The following is an 18,816-nucleotide window of genomic DNA, read 5'->3' on the forward strand; positions in this document are numbered from 1 at the left end:
AAAATGAAATATATTTTATTTAAAACAATGCTGATTCTAGGCTGGTCATTATTTGGAGTTTTTACTTTTTTTTCTTCGTTAAAAAGTCAATTGATAATAAATGAAAATGTAAAAGAAGTGTCGAATAAAATCTCTCCTCAGGGTTGGGGGTTTTTTACTAAAAATCCTAGAGATCCGATTTTGAGTATCTATAAAATCAAAAACGGAGAATTGCTAGAAATAGATATTTCTAATCAATCATTGAAGAATAGTTGTGGTTTTTCAAGATCAGCAAGAATGATAGGTTATGAAATGTCAAAAGTAGCAGAGAAAATTAGGATTAAAGATTGGAAGCAAAACTTGAATGGAAATATGTCTGATCATTTAAATGATAGTGTAATCAGCATAGATAGTAAACATCAATTTAGACATTTAACTAAAGGAGAATATCTTTTGAAACTTTATAGCCCAATACCTTATGCATGGGCTAAATTTGATCAAGAAAAGTATAATCGCTTTTCAGTTGTAAAAGTGAATATCAAATGAAAATAATTCAAAACTTATATAGAACAAATACATTAGCCCTTGCGAGGGCCCTCTTAGCATTGTCATTTTTAACAACGTTACTATTTAGCCCGGTATATGATTTGTTTCCTGTTCAACACATTGAGCAACTCAAAGCAAACGCTGACTGGATGTCAAAATTAAATTTGTATTTATGGTTTGATAATGTTGAGGTGCCTTATTTTGTTTCTATTATTATTCTGTTATTGGTAGTTTCTGGAATTTATCCAAAATTAACTTGTTTGTTTCAATCTTGGATTTCGTATTCAATTTTTTATTCAATGCTTATAACTGATGGAGGAGATCAAATAAATATTATTTTAACGTTTTTACTTATACCAATTTGCTTGCTTGATAACAGAAAAAATGGATGGATTATAAATTCAAGCGCAAGGATAAGTTCAAATGAACTTTTACTTTATAATGCTTCAATTGCAATATTGTTTATTCAAATTCAAATGAGTATTTTATATTTTAATGCTGGCGTAGCAAAAATGTTCGTGCCAGAGTGGTTAAACGGTACAGCTGTCTATTATTGGTTTAATGATCCCACTTTTGGAGCTCCGGTTTGGGTAAAAAAAATGGTGGGATTTCTTTTTGAAAATGACTATACTGTAACTTTAATTGATTGGGGTGTAATGATTTTAGAAATTGCGTTATTTGTTGGTTTGTTTTTAAAACAAGAATACAAATACCTCTTGTTTATCATTGCATTTATTTTTCACTTTTTGATATTCATAGTTCATGGATTACCATCCTTTTGTTTGTCAATGAGTGCAGGATTAATAATGTTTTATTTTCAGCTGGATAAATCAATAAATGAAAATTTTAAATTAATGAAATATAGTGTAATTCAAATCTTAAAAATATGAAAATTGAAATTAAAGAAATATCTAAGTTGCCAAGTTTTATATTTGTGCTGTTTGGAATACAATTAATAGTTTTCTTATGTCTAATTATAAAAAGAGAGAAATCTGATTGGGAAATTTTTTATGTTTTGCTGCCCGTGACAATGATTTTCACTTTTTTAAAAATGACTTTTATAATAAATGCTGAGTTGTTAAAGTATAAATTGACACCATTTCATTTTAGTTATAAAAAAATAATGTGGAAAGATGTAGAAGCGATTAAAATTTCAAAAATTGATGCCCTTTCTGATTTTTTAGGTTGGGGAGTGAGATATTCTAGAAAATATGGCTGGAGTTACATTTTTAACTCGAATGATATTATCTTTTTAAAATTAAAAAGCGGTAAAAAAATAACATTTACAATTAAGAATAAAGAGGATATAATGCATTTCTTAAATGATAATAAAATCTCTTTTAATGTTTGATAGAATTAGGTTATTTAAATTCATTTTTGAGATTACAACCCACAATCCTTATATTTGCGCAAAATATTTTAAAAATGAAGAATCTAGTTGAAGAATTAAAATGGCGCGGTTTATACCATGATAGCATGCCAGGAACGGAAGAACAATTGCTAAAAGAGGTAACGGCGGCATATATTGGTTTTGATCCAACGGCAGATTCGCTGCATATTGGCAGTATGGTTCAGATTATTTTATTGGTTCATTTAAAGAATTTTGGTCATCAGCCAATTGCCCTTGTGGGCGGCGCGACCGGAATGATTGGTGATCCTTCTGGAAAATCTGACGAAAGAAATTTGTTGAACGAAGAAACTTTGGCTAAAAACGTGGCTGGAATTAAAAGTGTTCTGTCTCGTTTCTTAGACTTTAATTCAAAAGAAGCAAACGCTCCAATTATGGTTAATAACTATGACTGGATGAAAGAATTCTCGTTTATTGATTTTGCCCGTGAAGTTGGAAAACGTATTACGGTAAATTATATGATGGCGAAGGATTCTGTTAAAAAGAGAATTAACGGAGAAGGTGAAGGAATGTCTTTCACGGAGTTTACTTATCAATTAATTCAGGGATACGATTTTTATCATTTATATAAAAACAATAACTGCCTTTTGCAAATGGGAGGTTCTGACCAATGGGGAAATATTACCACGGGTACAGAATTAGTACGCAGAATGGGCGGAGAAAGTGCAAAAGCTTTTGCATTGACAACGCCATTAATCACAAAAGCTGACGGATCTAAATTTGGTAAATCTGAAGGTGGAAATGTTTGGTTAGATGCTGATAAAACTTCTGTTTACAAATTTTACCAATTTTGGGTAAATGCTACAGATGTTGATGCAGAGAAATATATTAAAATCTTTACTTTTTTAGATAAAGAAACTATTGATGGTTTAATTGCTGAACATCAGGCAGCGCCGCATTTAAGAATTTTACAAAAGAAACTAGCTGAAGAAATCACGATTTTTGTTCACAGTAAAGAAGAATTAGAAAAAGCAATTCAGGCTTCGAATATTTTATTTGGAAATTCTACTGCCGAAGATTTGAAACAGTTAGATGAAGCGACTTTCTTAGAAGTTTTTGACGGAGTTCCTCAAGCTGAAATTGCAAAAGCAGATTTAGAAAACGGATTAGATATTATCTCGGTTTTAAATGAAAAAACGGGTTTCTTTAAATCAAACGGAGAGGCGAGAAGAGCTTTAACAGCTAATTCAATTTCTGTAAACAGAGAGAAAATTAAAGAAGATTTTGTTTTGAGTACAAATGATTTGATTAATAATCAGTTTGTGTTATTACAAAGTGGAAAGAAAAATTATTTTGTGATTAGAGTAGTTTAAATGGTTTAACTGTTTAATTGGTTAATCGATTTTCTTAAAGCTAGAATATATTATATAGATCCCAATAGTTCGGAAGAATTGTTGGGATTTTTTTATTTTAAAAATCATTCCTTAATGTTTCGTTGGTAGATAGTATTTTTTTAAATCGAATAATATTTTTAGTATGTTTATCCTCTAAAAACAAAATTTATGATCGGATTTATATTTATTTATTGGATTTGGAAAGCGTTTAGCAATTTGGCAATTGAATATGATAAGAACAAATGGAAGTATTTCTTTATCGGATTAGGATCATATTACGGAATTACTTTTTTGTCTGCTATTGTGTATGTAATTGCGATTGGAGTTCTAAATGGACTTGATGCGATGGATGATGAAAGCAGCTATAGTTCTGGTTTAGATTTCTTTTTTGCGCTTTTAGGAGGTTTAGGCTGTTATGGTGTTTATAAATATTTAGAAAGCAAAGGCGAAAAAGAAAGAGAATTATCTAAAAAAGAAGGAATAGAAAGTATAGGTTTAATAGAAGAAAATTAATTAACGATTAACCAATTTACAAAACCATTAAGTTGCAGCCGCGAATATCAGAATTATCAAAACGTCCCAATACTTCGAAAGAGTTGTTGGGATTTTTTTTGCCTAAATCCTGCGTTGCAATAAAAGAACAGGAATTGATATTAGCTAAGTCAATTACGTTAATTCCTCCGGTTTTTCCGTCGTTTACGTAAGTGAGAGCATCTTCGGGATCACGAACTAAAATGTGCATCCATGACGGACATTCAAAAACACCTTCACCCAAAGAATAGGCTTGTGCTAAAAGTTCTGTCATTCCGTATTCTGAATGAATAGAAGAAACACCAAAACCTTTACAAAGTATTTCGTGAAGTTCTTCGCGAATCATTTCCTTGCGTTTTCCTTTCATTCCTCCGGTTTCCATAATAATGGTATTTTGAAGATTGAATTGATGTTTTTCAATCAAATCTAATAAGGCATATGTAACACCAATTAAAATCACATTTTGACCCGCTTGGTCTAATTCAGTCAGCTTTTTAATTAAGTCGTCGTGGTTGTGTAAATAAAAGCCGCTCTCAGGTTGATTGGACAGCTTTATCAAGTCTTCGACCATATAAATAAGCGAAGATCCCTCGCGCTCTAAATAAGAAGGCAAAAGAGCTAAAACAACATAATCTTCAATATTGCCGTAAAATTGTGAAAATCCCTTGCGGTAACTTTCCTCATATAGGGAAACATCGGTCACTAAATGTCGGCTGGTAATCATTCCGGTTGTACCGCTGCTGGTAAAAGTTACCTGAGCAGGATTTTCATTAGAAACCACATCGTGGCTTTTGAAAAACTGAATAGGTAAAAAAGGAATTTGCTGCAATGATTTTACCTGCTGAACATCTGTCTTTAAAAAATCACAGAAATCGCGATATACGGCGTTATTAGCGTATTGAAAGCGAAACACTTTTAATGCTGTTTTTTCAAATTGTTTATGGCTTGAAATCGTAAATATATCGCTGGCTGTAATCAAAACTTCTTTTTTGTGCAAAGATATTTATTTTTTTAGTTTTCAGTGTTCAGTTTTTTGGTGTTCAGTCTAATTTCACATTTATAAGCTTTTACAGAAACTGAATACTAAAAACTGAACACTGCAAACTATAAAAAAAGCTCCCAAAAAGGAGCTTTTTTTATTTTATCGGATAATTAATTTTCGGGTTGAGGAGGAGTTTTGTTCGCTTATTTTTATGATATAAACGCCTGGAACTAAATCTGCAACGCTAAGTTCTCTGGAAGCTAAATGCGTCTGCAGTACTTTTTTTCCTAATATATCAAAAACGATTATTTCTTTCTCCAGATCATTTTTAGAAGAAATATATACTCTTCCGCTGGTAACAGGATTAGGGTACAAGCTTAGTCCCTCAATACCTGTAGCGTCTTGAGTTTTTGGTAATTGCTTACTGTCTTGTGCCGAGACACTTACAGTAAAGAAAAAAGCCAATAAGAATGTAATATAAAAGTAGTTTTTTGCCATCGCATTTGTTTGTGTAAGTAAATATACAAAAAAAATTACAAAAACTACGCCAAAAAAAAACATCCTAATAATTTAGGATGTTTTTAACAATTTTATGCGGTATGTCTTATTTGATCAAGTTTGTTCCGTCAACTGTAGCCCAGTTTCCTGTAGTCAATGAAGCTCCAGTAGCTGTAGTACTTGTTGTAAAAGTTCCAGCTGGGAAAGAAACTGTAAATGTATCAACACCAGCAACAGGGATTACGTTTGTAGTATTGCTAATTTTAACATTTAAAACTTTTATTTTTCCAGTGTTTACCTGGTGTGTATTTGTTGCAGCATCTAAGATACTTACTACGCTACCTTTGTAAGTTGTAGTTCCAGTTGTAAAGTTTCCGTAACCATCAACAATAATGTTGCTGTATTCTCCGTTACCTTCTCTTTTGAATTGGAAAGCATCAACTTGGTTATCTCCAACTTCAGGAACGTTTCCAGCTTCTCTTTTTAAAGTAATGTTAGTAACTTTTGGCCCGAAAGCATTGTCATTTGCAGAAGCTTCGATTTCCATTCCGTAGTTTCCTTTTCCTGTTTGGTAAGCATACCAGTTTGTATTAGCAGTACCTTGCCATCCATCTTGCCAGTCGAATGCATCATCATAGTTTCCGAAAGAAATAGCGTTTGTCATACTCACAGTTCCTCCGAAGAATTCGAATCCGTCATCAGCACCTTTGTAAGCTACTAAGTGATCTAAAGTTGTTCCTGATCCTACTGAGTAAAAAGTAAAAGCATTGTTTTCTTTTTGACCATCAGCTAATTTAGATCCAGCATATTCAACTCTTACATAGTTTAATGAACCACCATTGTGAGTTGCATTAGTTCCTCCGTAAGAAATATTGTTTCCGTCTTCTGAAGTTGAAGAAGTTCCTCCACCAGCAACTTTTGCAGGAGCATCACCGTACATGATGATTCCTCCCCAAGAACCTGGAAGTTTAGATTTTTCTGTAAATACAACTGGTTTGTCAGCAGTTCCGTTGATGATTAATTTTCCACCGTTTAAAACAACTAAAGCATTATCTCCAGTAGCTTTGTCTATAGTGATTGTAGATCCTGCATCAAAAGTTACAGTTACACCAGAATTAATTTTTACAATTCCTTTTAAAGTGTAGTTACCGTAAGCAAAAGTTTTGTTAGCAGATATTGGACCTGTAATTTCTCCAGTTGCAGGCGGAGTAACAGGAGTAGGATCGTCACTACTAGAGCAAGAATTTAAAAATAAACTTGTAGCAAGGGCTAAAGCAAAAAATTTAGTTTTCATAATTTGTGTGTTGTATTATTTCGTTTTTATAATGCCAAAATTAATTGGTTAATCTCTTTAAGGCGTTACCTGAACATTACATTACGGTTACCAAAAATTAATTAAAATGTGAAGAGAATGTTAAGCAGGATTTTTGATTTGTCTTTTAAAATAAAAAGGCTCCAGATATCTGGAGCCTTTTATTTGCGATATGTTGTGTATTAAAACGTGTATCCTAATTTTACAGAAAAACCAACACCTCTTTTATAACTGTTAGCCAATAAAGATGGCTCGTCAACTTTTACAGTTCCGTTGTTTCCAAATTCTAATTTTCTTACTGGATTTAATAAGTTATCAGCTGTGAATTTTACATCAAAGTGTTCTGAAATTTTACTTCCCCAAACAAAGTCCAATTGCGATACAGGTAATTCATAAGTATTGTCCTGACCGTTTGTACCTACTGCGTAAATTCTTTTTCCGAATACACCATAAACAAGTGACATTGTGTTTGTCCAGTCTTTAGCTAAATTGAATTCATACTTCAAATCAGAATTAATCAACCAGTCCGATGCACCTTGTAAAGATCTTGTCTGGTGTGTTTCGATTGAATTTTTAACCGTAACCAAACCGTCTTCGTCCTGAGATTCGTAAGTTTTTGCAACATTTACTTTTGTAGACATAACAGAAGCGTTTAATCCAAAAGAGAAATGCTGTAAGCTTTCACTTATTCTGTTTAACCCTAATAAAAATTCAACTTCAGCTCCAAATAATGTTGCGTTATCTGAATTTAAAAATGTAGTTACAGTTCCAGATGTTGCATTAGCAATAAACGTTCTTTCGATAGGATTGTCGATATATTTTCCGAATACTCCAAAAGTCAACATTTCTTTAGCAGTTGGGAAAACTTCGTACTTTAAATCAACATTATAGTTATCACTATTTTTCAATAAAGAGTTTCCTTGAGTCGAAGTATTATCTGCATTGATGTATGATATTGGGAAAGATTCCATTACAACTGGTTTTGTATAAGTTTTACTTGCTGCAAAACGAATGTTTGATGTATCGTTTAAAAGATACTTCAGGTTTAACGATGGTAAAACATAAAGGTTGTTGTATTTTTTTAATTTGAAAGGATCATCAAAAGAACCTAAAGTTCTGTAGTATGTTTCTTTAATAGTACTTTCAACTCTTACACCTCCATTAAGTTCAAATTTCTCTGCAAATTTCAAGAATAAGTTTGCGTATCCGGCATTTGCACTTTCATTCAATTTTACTTTGTAAGTAGTGTTTGAACTTTCGTTAAAGAAAACGGCATTGCTGTTAATGTCATTTGTAATTTTTGTATCAATATTATTTATATCTGTTGATGTAAAAGTTCCGCCATTACTAGCAACAAATCGATAAGAAGATTCCATTTTAGAAACATTTCCGTTATAACCAACTGTCAATTTGTTTTGTTTTCCATCTTTTCCAAATTTCAAGTTGTATTCTAATAATCCGGAAACAAATACATTTCCATCTACATCTAAATACTGACGTAAGAAGTTGTTACCACCGTAAGAAGTGTTAATTTGATTTTCACTTTCCTGAGTTCCTGAGAAAAATTTTCTATCAGGTTGTCCGTATTTTGTATTTGCATAAGATACACCACCTTTTAAAGTTTGGTTTTTATCTTCTGTCAAACTATATTCTCCTAATAATTGAGCATTTAAATAATCTGTTTTATCCAATTGGTTAGTACGGATAAAGTTGTTTTTAACTCCATTGTTGCTTAAAACACCGTATTGATCTAAAATTGAGTTTAATGTTGTTTTTAAATACAAAGTATTAAAAGCTAACTTAAATCTTTCAGTAGTATAATTTACTCCAATTAATGCAGATGTACTAGTTTTTAAACGGTATTCAGTATTAACAAAATCATTATTGTATTTATCACCAAGAGTTTGAAGCGTTCTGCTTACACCTTCTCTAACAGCATAACTATTGTCGAAATTAAGAGACAATAAGTATGAAAGGTTACGATCATTGCTTAAGTCAAATTTTTCTGCATGAAGAAAATTGAAACTAGAGTTTAATGGGCTTTTTGTTTTACTAACATTAAAACCTTTATCATTACTTACAGAGTTTAATGCCTGATCTTGTGTAAAAGTTGTTCTGCCGGCAGTTTCACCTAAAAAGCTTGGCAGCTCTCTGTCTTTTCCGTTAAACCCAAAAAATCCTGCAGCAGAATCTGCATCAGCAGAAAGCAAGAAATCTTTAAAACTGTTTCCAGTAGTATATCCTGCACCAATATTTATTTTGGTAATGTTTTTAGAAACCTTTGAAGTTTGAATGTTAAAAGTTCCACCAGCAAAATCTCCATAAATATTTGGGTTAAATGTTTTGTATACATCAATAACACCTACAATGTTTGTTGGAAACAAATCAAGAGGAACAATTTTTGAAAAAGGGCTGTTTGACGGAACAGCAAGATCATTGATCAATAAGTTGTTGTAACGATCTTCCAGACCACGAACAAATATACCTCTTGATCCTACTTTTGTAATTCCTGTTACTTTTGTTAAACCTTCTTCAACGTCGCTTACACCTTTTCTGGACATTTCCTGTGCACCAATACTTTGTTTGATAACAACAGCATTTTTTTGGTCTAATAAAAGAGCAGTTTCTTTTTCTTTGTTTGCTGTAGATTTTACAACAACATCTTTAAGAGTAAAACTTCCAGAAGAAAGTATTTGATTTATAACTACAGTTTCACCTGCTTTTACAGTAACCGGAGCTTCTTTAGTTTCATATCCTACAAAACTAAAAATAATAGTGTAGTTTCCAGGATTTACATTCAACGAATATTTTCCGTCAATGTCAGTATTAACGCTAATATTTGTACCTTTAATTAAAACATTAGCAAAAGGTAACGCTGCATTGTTCGATTCTTTGTCAGTCAGAACTCCAGAAATCGTACCTTTGTTTTGCGCGATCGAAATCGTACAGATAAATAATGCAATAAATAGAAATCTTAAATTGAATTTCATTTGTGTGTTGTGTTTAATTTATTTTTGTGCAAAGAAAGAACCGCCCTGTAAAGTTCATGTTACGGACTTGTTATGTTTTTGTGTTGTTAAGATTATGAAATTGTTATGAGATTAAATTACGGTTAACACCAATTTTTAACCGTTCATTTGTTAGTATATTTACGCTGTGAAATAAAAAACATCGAATAAATAATTAAGAATATTTGATGTAAAAATCTCAATTTTTGCTATTTATGAAAAAAACACAAACTAAGATTTTATTAGTTGACGACGAACCGGACATTTTAGAAATCGTTGGCTATAACCTCGCTCAGGAAGGCTACCAGATTGTTACAGCTTCTAATGGAAAAGACGCTATAGCAAAGGCTCAGAAAGAATTGCCGGAATTAATTATCATGGACGTGATGATGGCAGAAATGGACGGGATGGAAGCTTGTGAGCACATCAGAAAAATTCCTGAGTTAAATAATGTTATCATAACATTCCTTACCGCAAGAAGCGAAGATTATTCGCAAGTAGCTGGTTTTGACGCAGGTGCTGATGACTATATTACAAAGCCAATCAAGCCAAAATTATTAGTGTCTAAAGTAAAGGCTTTGTTAAGAAGGTTAAAAGAACAAGAAGTCGTTACAGATACTATAAATGTTGGCGGAATCGAGATTAACCGCGAAGAATATAAAATCATAAAAGGCAATGTCGAAATTGCTTTACCAAGAAAAGAATTCGAATTATTTTATTTATTAGCTTCAAAACCAGGGAAAGTTTTCAAAAGAGATGAAATCCTTGATAAAGTTTGGGGAAATGAAGTTGTAGTAGGAGGAAGAACAATCGATGTTCACATCAGAAAACTGCGTGAAAAAATAGGAGAAGACCTTTTTAAAACCATAAAAGGTGTTGGGTATAAATTTGAAGTTTAAAAATTCTATATAAATTTGAACCATATAAGTTATATAAGTTCATTTAAATTATAGTGTACATACTTTTGTATTAAAATTATCTTTGTCAAAGTTCTGAACTTTGGCAAAGATTTACTTTTTTACATTGTTTTGTAATCCAAACAAATAAGCTTATTTTTAAATGAACTTATATAACTTATGGTGAAAAGAATAAGCTCTTAATGGTTTTATATTTTAAATATATCAATGAAAATCAATTTTAAAAAAACATACAAATTTGCTATAAAATCGGCATTGTATATCAGTCTTTTCTCGACAGGATTTGTACTGATTCTGATGTCGTTATTGTATAAAAATCAGTTAAAACATCAAATTGCATTTGGAATTATTTTCATAATATCCATTTATATATTCTCCTTTTTGGTTTTACAGTACCGCGTTGAACGTTTTATTTATCGAAGAGTAAAGAAAATATATGATGAGGTTTCGTTATTAGAATCCACAACACTAATCAACCAGCCCATTACTACAGATATGGAAACGCTTTCGCGCGAAGTGAAAAAGTTTGCAACCGATAAAAAACTCGAAATCGAAATGCTCGAAATTCGTGAACAATACCGCAGGGAATTTCTTGGTAATGTTTCGCACGAATTAAAAACACCATTATTTACCGTTCAGGGATATGTTTCAACTTTGCTCGATGGTGCAATGGACGATAAACACATCAGAAAAAAATATTTAAAACGTGCCGAAAAAGGTGTAGAACGTCTTATATATATAGTTGAAGATTTAGATATGATTACCAAACTGGAGTCTGGTGATTTAGATTTGAATATGACTGATTTTGATATCGTTGAATTGATCCAGAATGTTTTTGATTTACTGGAAATGAAAGCCGATAAAAAGAAAATTAAACTGGCTTTTGAAAGCAAAAATGTACAGTCGGTAATTATTCGCGGAGATCAGGACAGAATTCAGCAGGTTTTAGAAAATCTGATTGTCAACTCCATTAAATACGGAAAAGAAGGCGGTTTGACCGAAGTGGGAGTTGTAAACCTAACCAAGAAAAAAGTCTTAATTCGTATCAGTGATAATGGAGAAGGAGTTGAAAAACAAAACATTCCAAGACTTTTTGAACGTTTTTACCGAGTTGATAAAAGCGGAACACGTTCTGAAGGAGGTTCTGGTTTAGGTTTAGCCATTGTAAAGCATATTATTGAAGCACACAAAGAGAAAGTTTATGTAGAAAGTGAGTTCGGAATTGGTTCAGAATTCTCTTTTACACTCGAAAAAGCATTTAAAATACAAAAAGCCGAGGTTAAAAAATTGTAATTGAGTTTTTGTCAAACGCCCTAAAACAGGGTGTTTAACAATAAATCAACATAAAACTTCCGGCGATAACATTAAATTTTTATTATGGTAACATCTTGTTAATGATTTCTTAACATAGGTGAGTCATCTTTGCATCCTGAAATTAAGGGAATTAAAGAACTAATGATAAAAAGAAAAATATTAGCCGTTTTAATGCTGATTACTTGTGCTGCAAATGCGCAGGAAATAAACAAACAAGAAGTAAAAAATGAAGTACTTCGTATTTTAGATTCCATCAATAAAGCAAAACTTCCGGAAACTAAATCCGGAGGAGGAGTTGAAGAACACTGGTACGACAGAATCTCTTTAAGGGGTTATGCTCAAATTAGATACAACGGACTTTTTTCTACAAATGATAAAGTATCCTGTGAGCAATGTGATAAATCCTGGGGAACAACTTCAACCGCTCCAGATGCAAAAGCAAACAATGGACTTTTCATTCGTCGTGCCCGTTTAGTGTTTTCTGGACAGGTTCATCCAAATGTATTTTTCTATTTTCAACCCGATTTTGCCAGTTCGCCTGTAACTGGAATTCAGAATTTCGTCCAAATCCGAGATCTTTATTTTGACCTTTCTTTTGATAAGAAAAAAGAATACCGCATTCGTGTTGGGCAGAGTAAAATTCCATACGGATTTGAAAACATGCAGTCAAGTTCGCAGCGTTTAACTCTGGATCGTGCCGATGCCATAAACAGTTCAATAGCAAATGAACGTGATTTAGGAATGTTCTTTTACTGGGCTCCAGCCGAAATTAGAGAGCGTTTTGCCATGTTAGTAAAAGACGGATACAAAGGTTCAGGAGATTTTGGAGTATTTGCCTTTGGAGTTTATAACGGACAAATTGCTAATAAAATAGACGGAAACAGAGATTTAAATGTAGTAGCCAGAGTAACGTATCCATTCGTAATTGGAAATCAGATTATCGAACCGGGAATTCAGGCTTACACAGGAAAATGGGCATTTACAGGAGAAATTTCTAATGGAGTAACTGTTGACGATCCGCAATATGTGAAAGACCAAAGACTTGGAGCAACGTTTGTTTTATATCCAAAACCATTCGGAATCCAGACGGAATACAATATAGGAAGAGGTCCTCGTTATAATACGTTAACCAATCATGTTGACGAAACCGATTTAAACGGAGGTTATGTTTTACTAAACTATAAATGGGACATCAAAAAACAGCATATTTATCCTTTTGCCAAATTTCAATATTATGACGGAGGAAAAAAATACGAAAAAGATGCCAGAAGTTATGTCGTAAGAGATTACGAATTTGGTGTCGAATGGCAGCCAATTAAAGCTTTTGAACTAACGGCAGAATACGTAATCGCCGACAGAACTTTTGAAGACAGCGCGCTTCCAATAAACAGACAACAAGGAAATGTATTGCGATTACAAGCGCAGTTCAACTTCTAAAAAATAAAATCCGTGTCAATCCGCGTTTTCACGATAGTGAATCCGTTTAATCTGCGTCGAAAATTAGACACAGATTAAACGGATTTGCTTTTGCAAAATCGCAGATTGACACAGATTTTTATTTTTTATAAATGATCTTCAAAAACACTAAATAATAAGTCCCAGTCTATTTCATTTTTAAATTGAGACAAACCTTTAAACGACTTTACTTTTGATAAATCTTCAATTGTAAAGTCGTCTTGCATTGCATATGGTACAAGATTTTCTTCCTGAAGTTTTACCGCCAGATATTCCTGTTCATACTGTCCCGGCGTAGGAATAAAAAAAGCTTTCATTCCTAATTTAGCCAAATCCATAACAGTGGTATAACCAGAACGGCAAAGCACAAATTCACTTTCGTTAAAAGTCTGCTCTAACTGTTTTGAGTTCATGAAATTGTAATAGGTAACATTTCCTGCTTCCCATTTTTCCTGAGTTTTCTCCACTATTCCCTGTACAAAAACAACCTTGCCATTAAATTTTGCAGCTTCTTTTTGCAGTTTTTCATCCAGAAAAGTACGTTGAGGTTCAGGCCCTGATAAAATAATCATCAAGTCATAAATCTTTGGCGTTTCCTTTTTCTTCATTCTGCTCAAAGGGCCAATATATCGTAAATTCAGTTCATCTGTTTTAAGATGACCCAAGTCTCCCGTAAGATTCACTTTGTCATTAGAATCAGGAACCCAGCATTCTGTATATTTTTTTATAAAATGCTGATGACATTTACTCGTAAACCAAGTCGTATTTCCCGTCATCACATTCAATTGATGCGTCATAAAAACAGAAGGCACTTTTTTGCTGAAAACACCCAGTCGATTATCAGAAATAATTCCGTCAATACCATGTTTTTTAATCCAGCCATTAACCATTTTCTTTTCATCTAAAATGGCCGTAATCATTTTCGGAAGATTTTTAATCAGCTTCCATTTAAAGTTTTTACCATTCTTAGCATATTCAATATGATAAGAAGGCAGCTCCAGAGTTTGAATGTATGGAAATTCCTTTCGTAATAAAGCCAGCGCAACACCGTCAGAAGCAATAATCGGAATAAAATTATTTTCTTGAAGCGCCTTAATTATAGGAATACATCTCGTTGCATGCCCAAGTCCCCAATTTAATGGAGCAACTAATATAGTTTTGTTAGCAGAATAATCAATGCTCATAGTTTTTAACGCTTTTAAAAAACGAAGATAGATAAATATGTTTTTTATGTTATTTCGCACACATTACTAAATTATTAACTCTACAGGCATCCTCAGGCTTTGTTTTTCGTTAAAAAGAAGAAGAAAATACACCAATACAAAAAACAAAGTTACTTATATGTTAAGTTGCTAAGTTTCTGAGATACTAAGGTTCTAAGTTTTTTCTCAGCAAATAAAAAAGCCGAACGTAAGTTCGGCTTCAAGTCTTGTATCTTAGCAACTCAGCATCTTAGTATCTTTCCTTAATCCTGAATATAAGTTTTATTTCCGTTTTTGTTAATATAGTATTTTCCGCCTTTTGGTCCAGTGTATACTTTTTTACCATTGTACTCTCCAGTAACCTTGTCCGGTGTTTTTGGAGCTTTTACGTTGGTTTCTTTTACAGTTTTTGTAGCTGATTTTTTAGCAGCAGCGGCATCTTTCTTAGCAGATTTACTTGCTGCGTCAGCATCAGCTTTTGCTTTTTTAGCGTCAGTTTTTGCGCCTTCAGCTTTATCAGAAGCTTTTTTTGCTTTAGCTGCATCAGATTTTGCACTTGCTGCTTCCTTTTTAGCTTTAGCCGCTTCTTTGTCTGCCGCTGATTTCGTTTTGGTTGCAGCATCTTTTTGCGCTTTCGCAGATGCGTCTGTAGCTTTTGATGCTTCTTTTTTAGCTTTAGCAGATTCTTTTTTAGCATCGGCTTTTGCTTTATCAGCATCAGATTTTGCTTTTTTAGCTTTGGCTTCAGTTTTCGCCTTAGTGTCTTTAGTGTCCTGGGCGTAGAAATTAGTAGATAAAACTACTAAAAAACAAAGTAATAATAATTTTTTCATCTTGGTTATATTTTATAAATTCACATAAAATTAAGCAATTAATTCTTATGTTTTTGTTAAACATTAAAAATATGCACGAAGCTGAATATTTCCTGTATGTATCGTATTTCCAGTCTCACTTTTACGTCCCTGATAGTTTAAATTAACATCTAAAAAGGAAGTAATATTTTTCTGCAAAAGCAATTTCCAGACTAAATTCTGCCCCGCCTGAAGTCCTTCAAGCATTTGAAAACCAACAGATGAAAACTCATTTCCCGTAAACTTATTTTCATAAAAAGAAAACTCACCATTTACCGTTACCTTCTTTTCACCCGCAAAAGAAAATGAAGTTCCCAATCGGTTTTGGACTAAATTCTCCTGATTTCCAATTTTGTTTTCTTTGTTCTGAAATTCATAAAAGAAATCGAGGCTCGTATTTTTAGAAAACAAATAACTAATTTTTGGTGCCACCTGATACCCTTTTAAATCATAATTCTTTTCGACAAAATCCTCCGAAATCAAATCTGTTTTTATCGTTTTGGTAAACAAATTAAACAGCCAGCTTTTTTGGTATAAATGGGTATACTGCAATTGGTGTGAACTGTTTTTGACATTTTGCGAACCTATAGAAAGCAAATTTTTACCATTATTAATAAGGTAAGAATACGTAACAGAATGTTTTTGCTTACCGCGATTGTAAAACAAACTATTCCTGAAACTGGAATTTAAACCCAGAATATTTTCTTCAGAAGAATAAAAGGGATTCAGCTCTAAACGATCGCCATTGCTTCGCACTTTACGATCCATAATAGACGAAGTCTGATTATAGAAATAAGAAAGCAATTTCTTCCAACCCTTTTCATTCTGCCATTGCAGCGGATTCAGAATAACCGATTGCGAAAATTTATTCTGATTCGTTTTAATATAAATTTGATTCGGCAAAAAGATTCGAATATATTTCGCCTGATCCGGAAAAGCTGCAATTTCAAACTCTTCCAATTCCTGAATTCCGTTTCCGTTATAATCGTTCCAGGTATAAACGCCTTGTCCCGTAGGAACTTCAACATAAGTAAATTCCTGTTGCGCAATAGTTCCCGAACTCGTCTCATAAGCCGTTCCAATCTGCATAAACTGATTAAAAAAGCGATCGTTATACAAAATTCTCGAATTTAACGAAGGCTCATTTTTTCTGCTCGAATCTGTAAAATCAAGATTTCGATAACTCGCATAAACCGCTAAATCAGTCGTTTTATTTTGGATTAATTTTGACTTTAAAAAGTACGTCTGCGAATTGTTTACATGCTGCAAAAGCCCATTTTGCAAACTATCGTTTCTACGTTGCAAATATCCCAATTCAACAAAAACCTTTGTGCTGTCGCCGCGTCCAACAAAAACGCCATATTCAGAAAACCTTTGGCTTAAAGCCGAAAACTGATTCGTAACTTTATCTTTTTCCTGATTATCTTCAAGCTGTAAACTTCCGCCAACCCAGTTTTTGCCAAAATGATATTTTGCTCTGGTTTGGTTTCTGATAAATTTTGAAGTCGAAGCCGTCGCATCAGAATTTAAAAAACTGCCCTGATTTTGAATCGTCCATTTCTTCAATTTAAACAAAGCCGTTGTTGTATGTCGAGCTCCCGAATAACTTTCGGTAAAATCTAATTTCTCAAATTGATAGGTAAACAAACCAATATTTGAAGTTTCTTTTTTAGCAAATAAATCAAAATTAACGCCCGTAACCAATAAACTCTGATTGCCTAAAAGTGTCGAATTTAAATTCCAGTCGCGGTTAAATTCAATATTATACAAACGCTCAACCGATCTGAAATCTTTCTGCACAAATTGATAATTTGCAAAACCGTCCAGAGTCCAGTCTCTGGTAAAAAGACGTTTTTTAATATTCGTTTTAAAAGCAATTCCTTCGTTATCAGAATCGTCAATTCCGGAAAATAAATTTTTATCATTGTTGCTCATCGCGATTTCAAAGTCAACAAGTGTTTTTTCGTCAGGATTGTATTTCCCTAAAAAAGTCGCAACCTGAATTTTCATAGGCGCAACCAGCTGTACAATTGGTTCGTAATTTCCCTGCGGAATACCGCCAACAGGCGAAACATATTCGTAAATTCTTTCCACAGAATTCGTGTTCTGAATACTATAATTTCCCAGATTATTACCAACAAGACTAAACTTTACATTGTACAAAACATCGGCAGAATTGTTGGAATATTCATAAACTTCAATCCCGTTTACTATCGTTTTTTTATATAATATTTTATTGTCGGCATATTTATCTTCATAAGCAGAAGGAGCCGTCATTTTAGTTTGGTCATCTCCAGCCTGACCTAAAATCTGAACTTGTTCTGTCGATAAATTTTGCTGTAAAGGCTGATTTTTTAAATCATTTTCAGAATACAAATAACCGCCAAAACTCCAGCTTTTATTTTCGGTTGTTGCTCCCGCGTAGGTAACTAATCGGTTATAATTTCGTTCAGAATATTGATATTCAACATTAATCCTCATTTCTGAAGTAATAGGAAAAAGCGAAGTAAAAACAATTTCGCCCGCATTATAATCAATAACGTAATCATTGTTTTCGCCTCGTTTGAGCAAAACACCGTTTACATAAACACGCTCAGAACCAGAAATGACCAAAACATACAATTCGCCATTTTGACCTTTTAATTTATAAGGTCCCTGATTTCCTTCCTGACCCGTAAACGTACTTTTGGCATATTGTCCTTTTACAAACGAAACCGAAGCAAAAACATTGGTTTTACTTTTTTCTGTATCAAAATCAAAACTGGCAGAAAGTCCCTGAACTTTTTTATTGAAACTCAGGAATTGCGTTTTCCGATTCTCCAGAAAAACATCTCCCGCCCGAATGTTCCAGTCATCTGTAAAAAGTTCCATAAAAATATTATCAAACTGATCGAGTTTTTGCGAATAACCACCATCCTGAAGCGGAATATTATTATCCTGAAGCGAAGCCCGCAAACTTACTTTATCTGAAATTTTCCCCGTAATCTGCAAATCCAGATTAGAATTCAAAACCGTACTTTGATTATTTCCAATCGTAACGCCGCGGGTAATACTCCCGGAAGTGTTTAGACCATCAAAAGGCGTTACTTTTTTAGCATTGTTATTATCAATTTTGTATAATTTTTCAGTTCCAACATCATTGCTTACAACCTGACTGTCTTTGTAAAGTCCGTATTCTTTAGTTAGAAAATCAGGATAATTGAGATAATTGACAATTAAAGTATCAGAAACGGAAGTGAATTTTTCGTTTAAAAGAAGCGTTCCTTTTTCAAAATCAATTTTGTAAAAACTCGAATCAATTGGTTGGTTTTTACTGTTTAAAATTTCAAAAAAGCTGGAGTTTATACTGAAATTCTCAAGACGAATTGTGTCTTTTACGGCAATTACTTTTTTTGTTTTGTACAGCGATTCCGTATCCTGCGCCATAAGCCCGGAATACCAAAAAAGCACCGCAAAAAACAGTAATTTTTTCAACATAA

15 protein-coding genes are annotated in these 18,816 nt (G+C 33.0%); 8 read left to right on the forward strand and 7 right to left on the reverse strand.

Annotation, left to right across the window (positions count from 1 at the left end; translation table 11 throughout):
* Nucleotides 1-3 precede the first annotated feature (3 nt).
* The 5 genes from APR43_RS09425 to APR43_RS09445 all read left to right on the forward strand — a co-directional run bounded on the left by APR43_RS09425 (nt 4) and on the right by APR43_RS09445 (nt 3,780).
* Nucleotides 4-525 (forward strand): SdpA family antimicrobial peptide system protein, encoded by a 522-nt coding sequence (locus APR43_RS09425; RefSeq protein ID WP_053472480.1) that lies wholly within the window; start codon nt 4-6, stop codon nt 523-525.
* A complete protein-coding gene (locus tag APR43_RS09430) occupies nt 522-1,415 on the forward strand; it encodes a sporulation-delaying protein SdpB family protein (protein ID WP_053472481.1) in 894 nt (297 codons plus the stop codon). The genes APR43_RS09425 and APR43_RS09430 overlap by 4 nt, the downstream gene beginning before the upstream one ends.
* Entirely contained in the window at nt 1,412-1,876 is a 465-nt protein-coding gene (locus APR43_RS09435; protein ID WP_053472482.1) for a hypothetical protein, read from the forward strand. Before APR43_RS09430 ends, APR43_RS09435 begins: the two co-directional genes overlap by 4 nt.
* A 74-nt stretch (nt 1,877-1,950) precedes the next feature.
* Nucleotides 1,951-3,246: a tyrosine--tRNA ligase gene (gene tyrS, locus APR43_RS09440; RefSeq protein ID WP_053472483.1), complete on the forward strand. Its 1,296-nt coding sequence runs from the start codon at nt 1,951-1,953 to the stop codon at nt 3,244-3,246.
* Between the two features lie 189 nt (nt 3,247-3,435).
* Complete coding sequence (locus tag APR43_RS09445; protein ID WP_053472484.1) at nt 3,436-3,780, forward strand: hypothetical protein; 345 nt, start codon at nt 3,436-3,438, stop codon at nt 3,778-3,780.
* Between the two features lie 16 nt (nt 3,781-3,796).
* Here the strand turns inward: APR43_RS09445 and APR43_RS09450 are convergent, their stop codons facing one another.
* The 4 genes from APR43_RS09450 to APR43_RS09465 form a co-directional block, all read right to left on the reverse strand.
* Nucleotides 3,797-4,777, reverse strand: coding sequence for an acyltransferase (locus tag APR43_RS09450; RefSeq protein ID WP_053472485.1), 981 nt, complete (start codon nt 4,775-4,777; stop codon nt 3,797-3,799).
* 162 nt (nt 4,778-4,939) lie between these two features.
* Nucleotides 4,940-5,278, reverse strand: a complete 339-nt coding sequence (locus tag APR43_RS09455) for a T9SS type A sorting domain-containing protein (RefSeq protein ID WP_053472555.1) — start codon at nt 5,276-5,278, stop codon at nt 4,940-4,942.
* Between the two features lie 106 nt (nt 5,279-5,384).
* Entirely contained in the window at nt 5,385-6,572 is a 1,188-nt protein-coding gene (locus APR43_RS09460; RefSeq protein WP_053472486.1) for a hypothetical protein, read from the reverse strand.
* Nucleotides 6,573-6,772: 200 nt separating this feature from the next.
* The gene (locus tag APR43_RS09465) at nt 6,773-9,580 is read right to left on the reverse strand and encodes a TonB-dependent receptor (protein WP_053472487.1); all 2,808 of its coding nucleotides are present in this window, start codon (nt 9,578-9,580) and stop codon (nt 6,773-6,775) included.
* A gap of 233 nt (nt 9,581-9,813) precedes the next feature.
* Here APR43_RS09465 and APR43_RS09470 point away from each other — a divergent pair, with 233 nt between their 5' ends.
* From APR43_RS09470 to APR43_RS09480, 3 genes are all read left to right on the forward strand, one after another.
* On the forward strand, nt 9,814-10,497 hold the full coding sequence (locus APR43_RS09470; protein WP_012022635.1) for a response regulator transcription factor: 684 nt from the start codon (nt 9,814-9,816) through the stop codon (nt 10,495-10,497).
* A 225-nt stretch (nt 10,498-10,722) separates the two neighbouring features.
* A complete protein-coding gene (locus tag APR43_RS09475) occupies nt 10,723-11,808 on the forward strand; it encodes a sensor histidine kinase (protein ID WP_053472488.1) in 1,086 nt (361 codons plus the stop codon).
* A 162-nt stretch (nt 11,809-11,970) separates the two neighbouring features.
* Entirely contained in the window at nt 11,971-13,266 is a 1,296-nt protein-coding gene (locus tag APR43_RS09480; RefSeq protein WP_053472489.1) for a porin, read from the forward strand.
* A 125-nt stretch (nt 13,267-13,391) separates the two neighbouring features.
* On the opposite strand, the gene APR43_RS09485 is transcribed toward APR43_RS09480, so the two are convergent.
* From APR43_RS09485 to APR43_RS09495, 3 genes are all read right to left on the reverse strand, one after another.
* On the reverse strand, nt 13,392-14,468 hold the full coding sequence (locus APR43_RS09485; RefSeq protein ID WP_053472490.1) for a glycosyltransferase: 1,077 nt from the start codon (nt 14,466-14,468) through the stop codon (nt 13,392-13,394).
* A 281-nt stretch (nt 14,469-14,749) separates the two neighbouring features.
* Nucleotides 14,750-15,319 (reverse strand): hypothetical protein, encoded by a 570-nt coding sequence (locus APR43_RS09490; RefSeq protein ID WP_053472491.1) that lies wholly within the window; start codon nt 15,317-15,319, stop codon nt 14,750-14,752.
* A gap of 63 nt (nt 15,320-15,382) precedes the next feature.
* Nucleotides 15,383-18,814: a hypothetical protein gene (locus tag APR43_RS09495; RefSeq protein WP_053472492.1), complete on the reverse strand. Its 3,432-nt coding sequence runs from the start codon at nt 18,812-18,814 to the stop codon at nt 15,383-15,385.
* Nucleotides 18,815-18,816: the final 2 nt, after the last annotated feature.

Origin of the sequence: Flavobacterium sp. NLM, assembly GCF_002210235.1 — a bacterium.
Taxonomy (GTDB): domain Bacteria; phylum Bacteroidota; class Bacteroidia; order Flavobacteriales; family Flavobacteriaceae; genus Flavobacterium; species Flavobacterium panici.

Coding starts and splice junctions, on each gene's coding strand:
- APR43_RS09425 (WP_053472480.1), top strand. CDS start 4: ATGAAATATATTTTATTTAAAACAATGCTGATTCTAGGCTGGTCATTA.
- APR43_RS09430 (WP_053472481.1), top strand. CDS start 522: ATGAAAATAATTCAAAACTTATATAGAACAAATACATTAGCCCTTGCG.
- APR43_RS09435 (WP_053472482.1), top strand. CDS start 1,412: ATGAAAATTGAAATTAAAGAAATATCTAAGTTGCCAAGTTTTATATTT.
- tyrS (WP_053472483.1), top strand. CDS start 1,951: ATGAAGAATCTAGTTGAAGAATTAAAATGGCGCGGTTTATACCATGAT.
- APR43_RS09445 (WP_053472484.1), top strand. CDS start 3,436: ATGATCGGATTTATATTTATTTATTGGATTTGGAAAGCGTTTAGCAAT.
- APR43_RS09455 (WP_053472555.1), bottom strand. CDS start 5,278: ATGGCAAAAAACTACTTTTATATTACATTCTTATTGGCTTTTTTCTTT.
- APR43_RS09460 (WP_053472486.1), bottom strand. CDS start 6,572: ATGAAAACTAAATTTTTTGCTTTAGCCCTTGCTACAAGTTTATTTTTA.
- APR43_RS09465 (WP_053472487.1), bottom strand. CDS start 9,580: ATGAAATTCAATTTAAGATTTCTATTTATTGCATTATTTATCTGTACG.
- APR43_RS09470 (WP_012022635.1), top strand. CDS start 9,814: ATGAAAAAAACACAAACTAAGATTTTATTAGTTGACGACGAACCGGAC.
- APR43_RS09475 (WP_053472488.1), top strand. CDS start 10,723: ATGAAAATCAATTTTAAAAAAACATACAAATTTGCTATAAAATCGGCA.
- APR43_RS09480 (WP_053472489.1), top strand. CDS start 11,971: ATGATAAAAAGAAAAATATTAGCCGTTTTAATGCTGATTACTTGTGCT.
- APR43_RS09485 (WP_053472490.1), bottom strand. CDS start 14,468: ATGAGCATTGATTATTCTGCTAACAAAACTATATTAGTTGCTCCATTA.
- APR43_RS09490 (WP_053472491.1), bottom strand. CDS start 15,319: ATGAAAAAATTATTATTACTTTGTTTTTTAGTAGTTTTATCTACTAAT.
- APR43_RS09495 (WP_053472492.1), bottom strand. CDS start 18,814: ATGTTGAAAAAATTACTGTTTTTTGCGGTGCTTTTTTGGTATTCCGGG.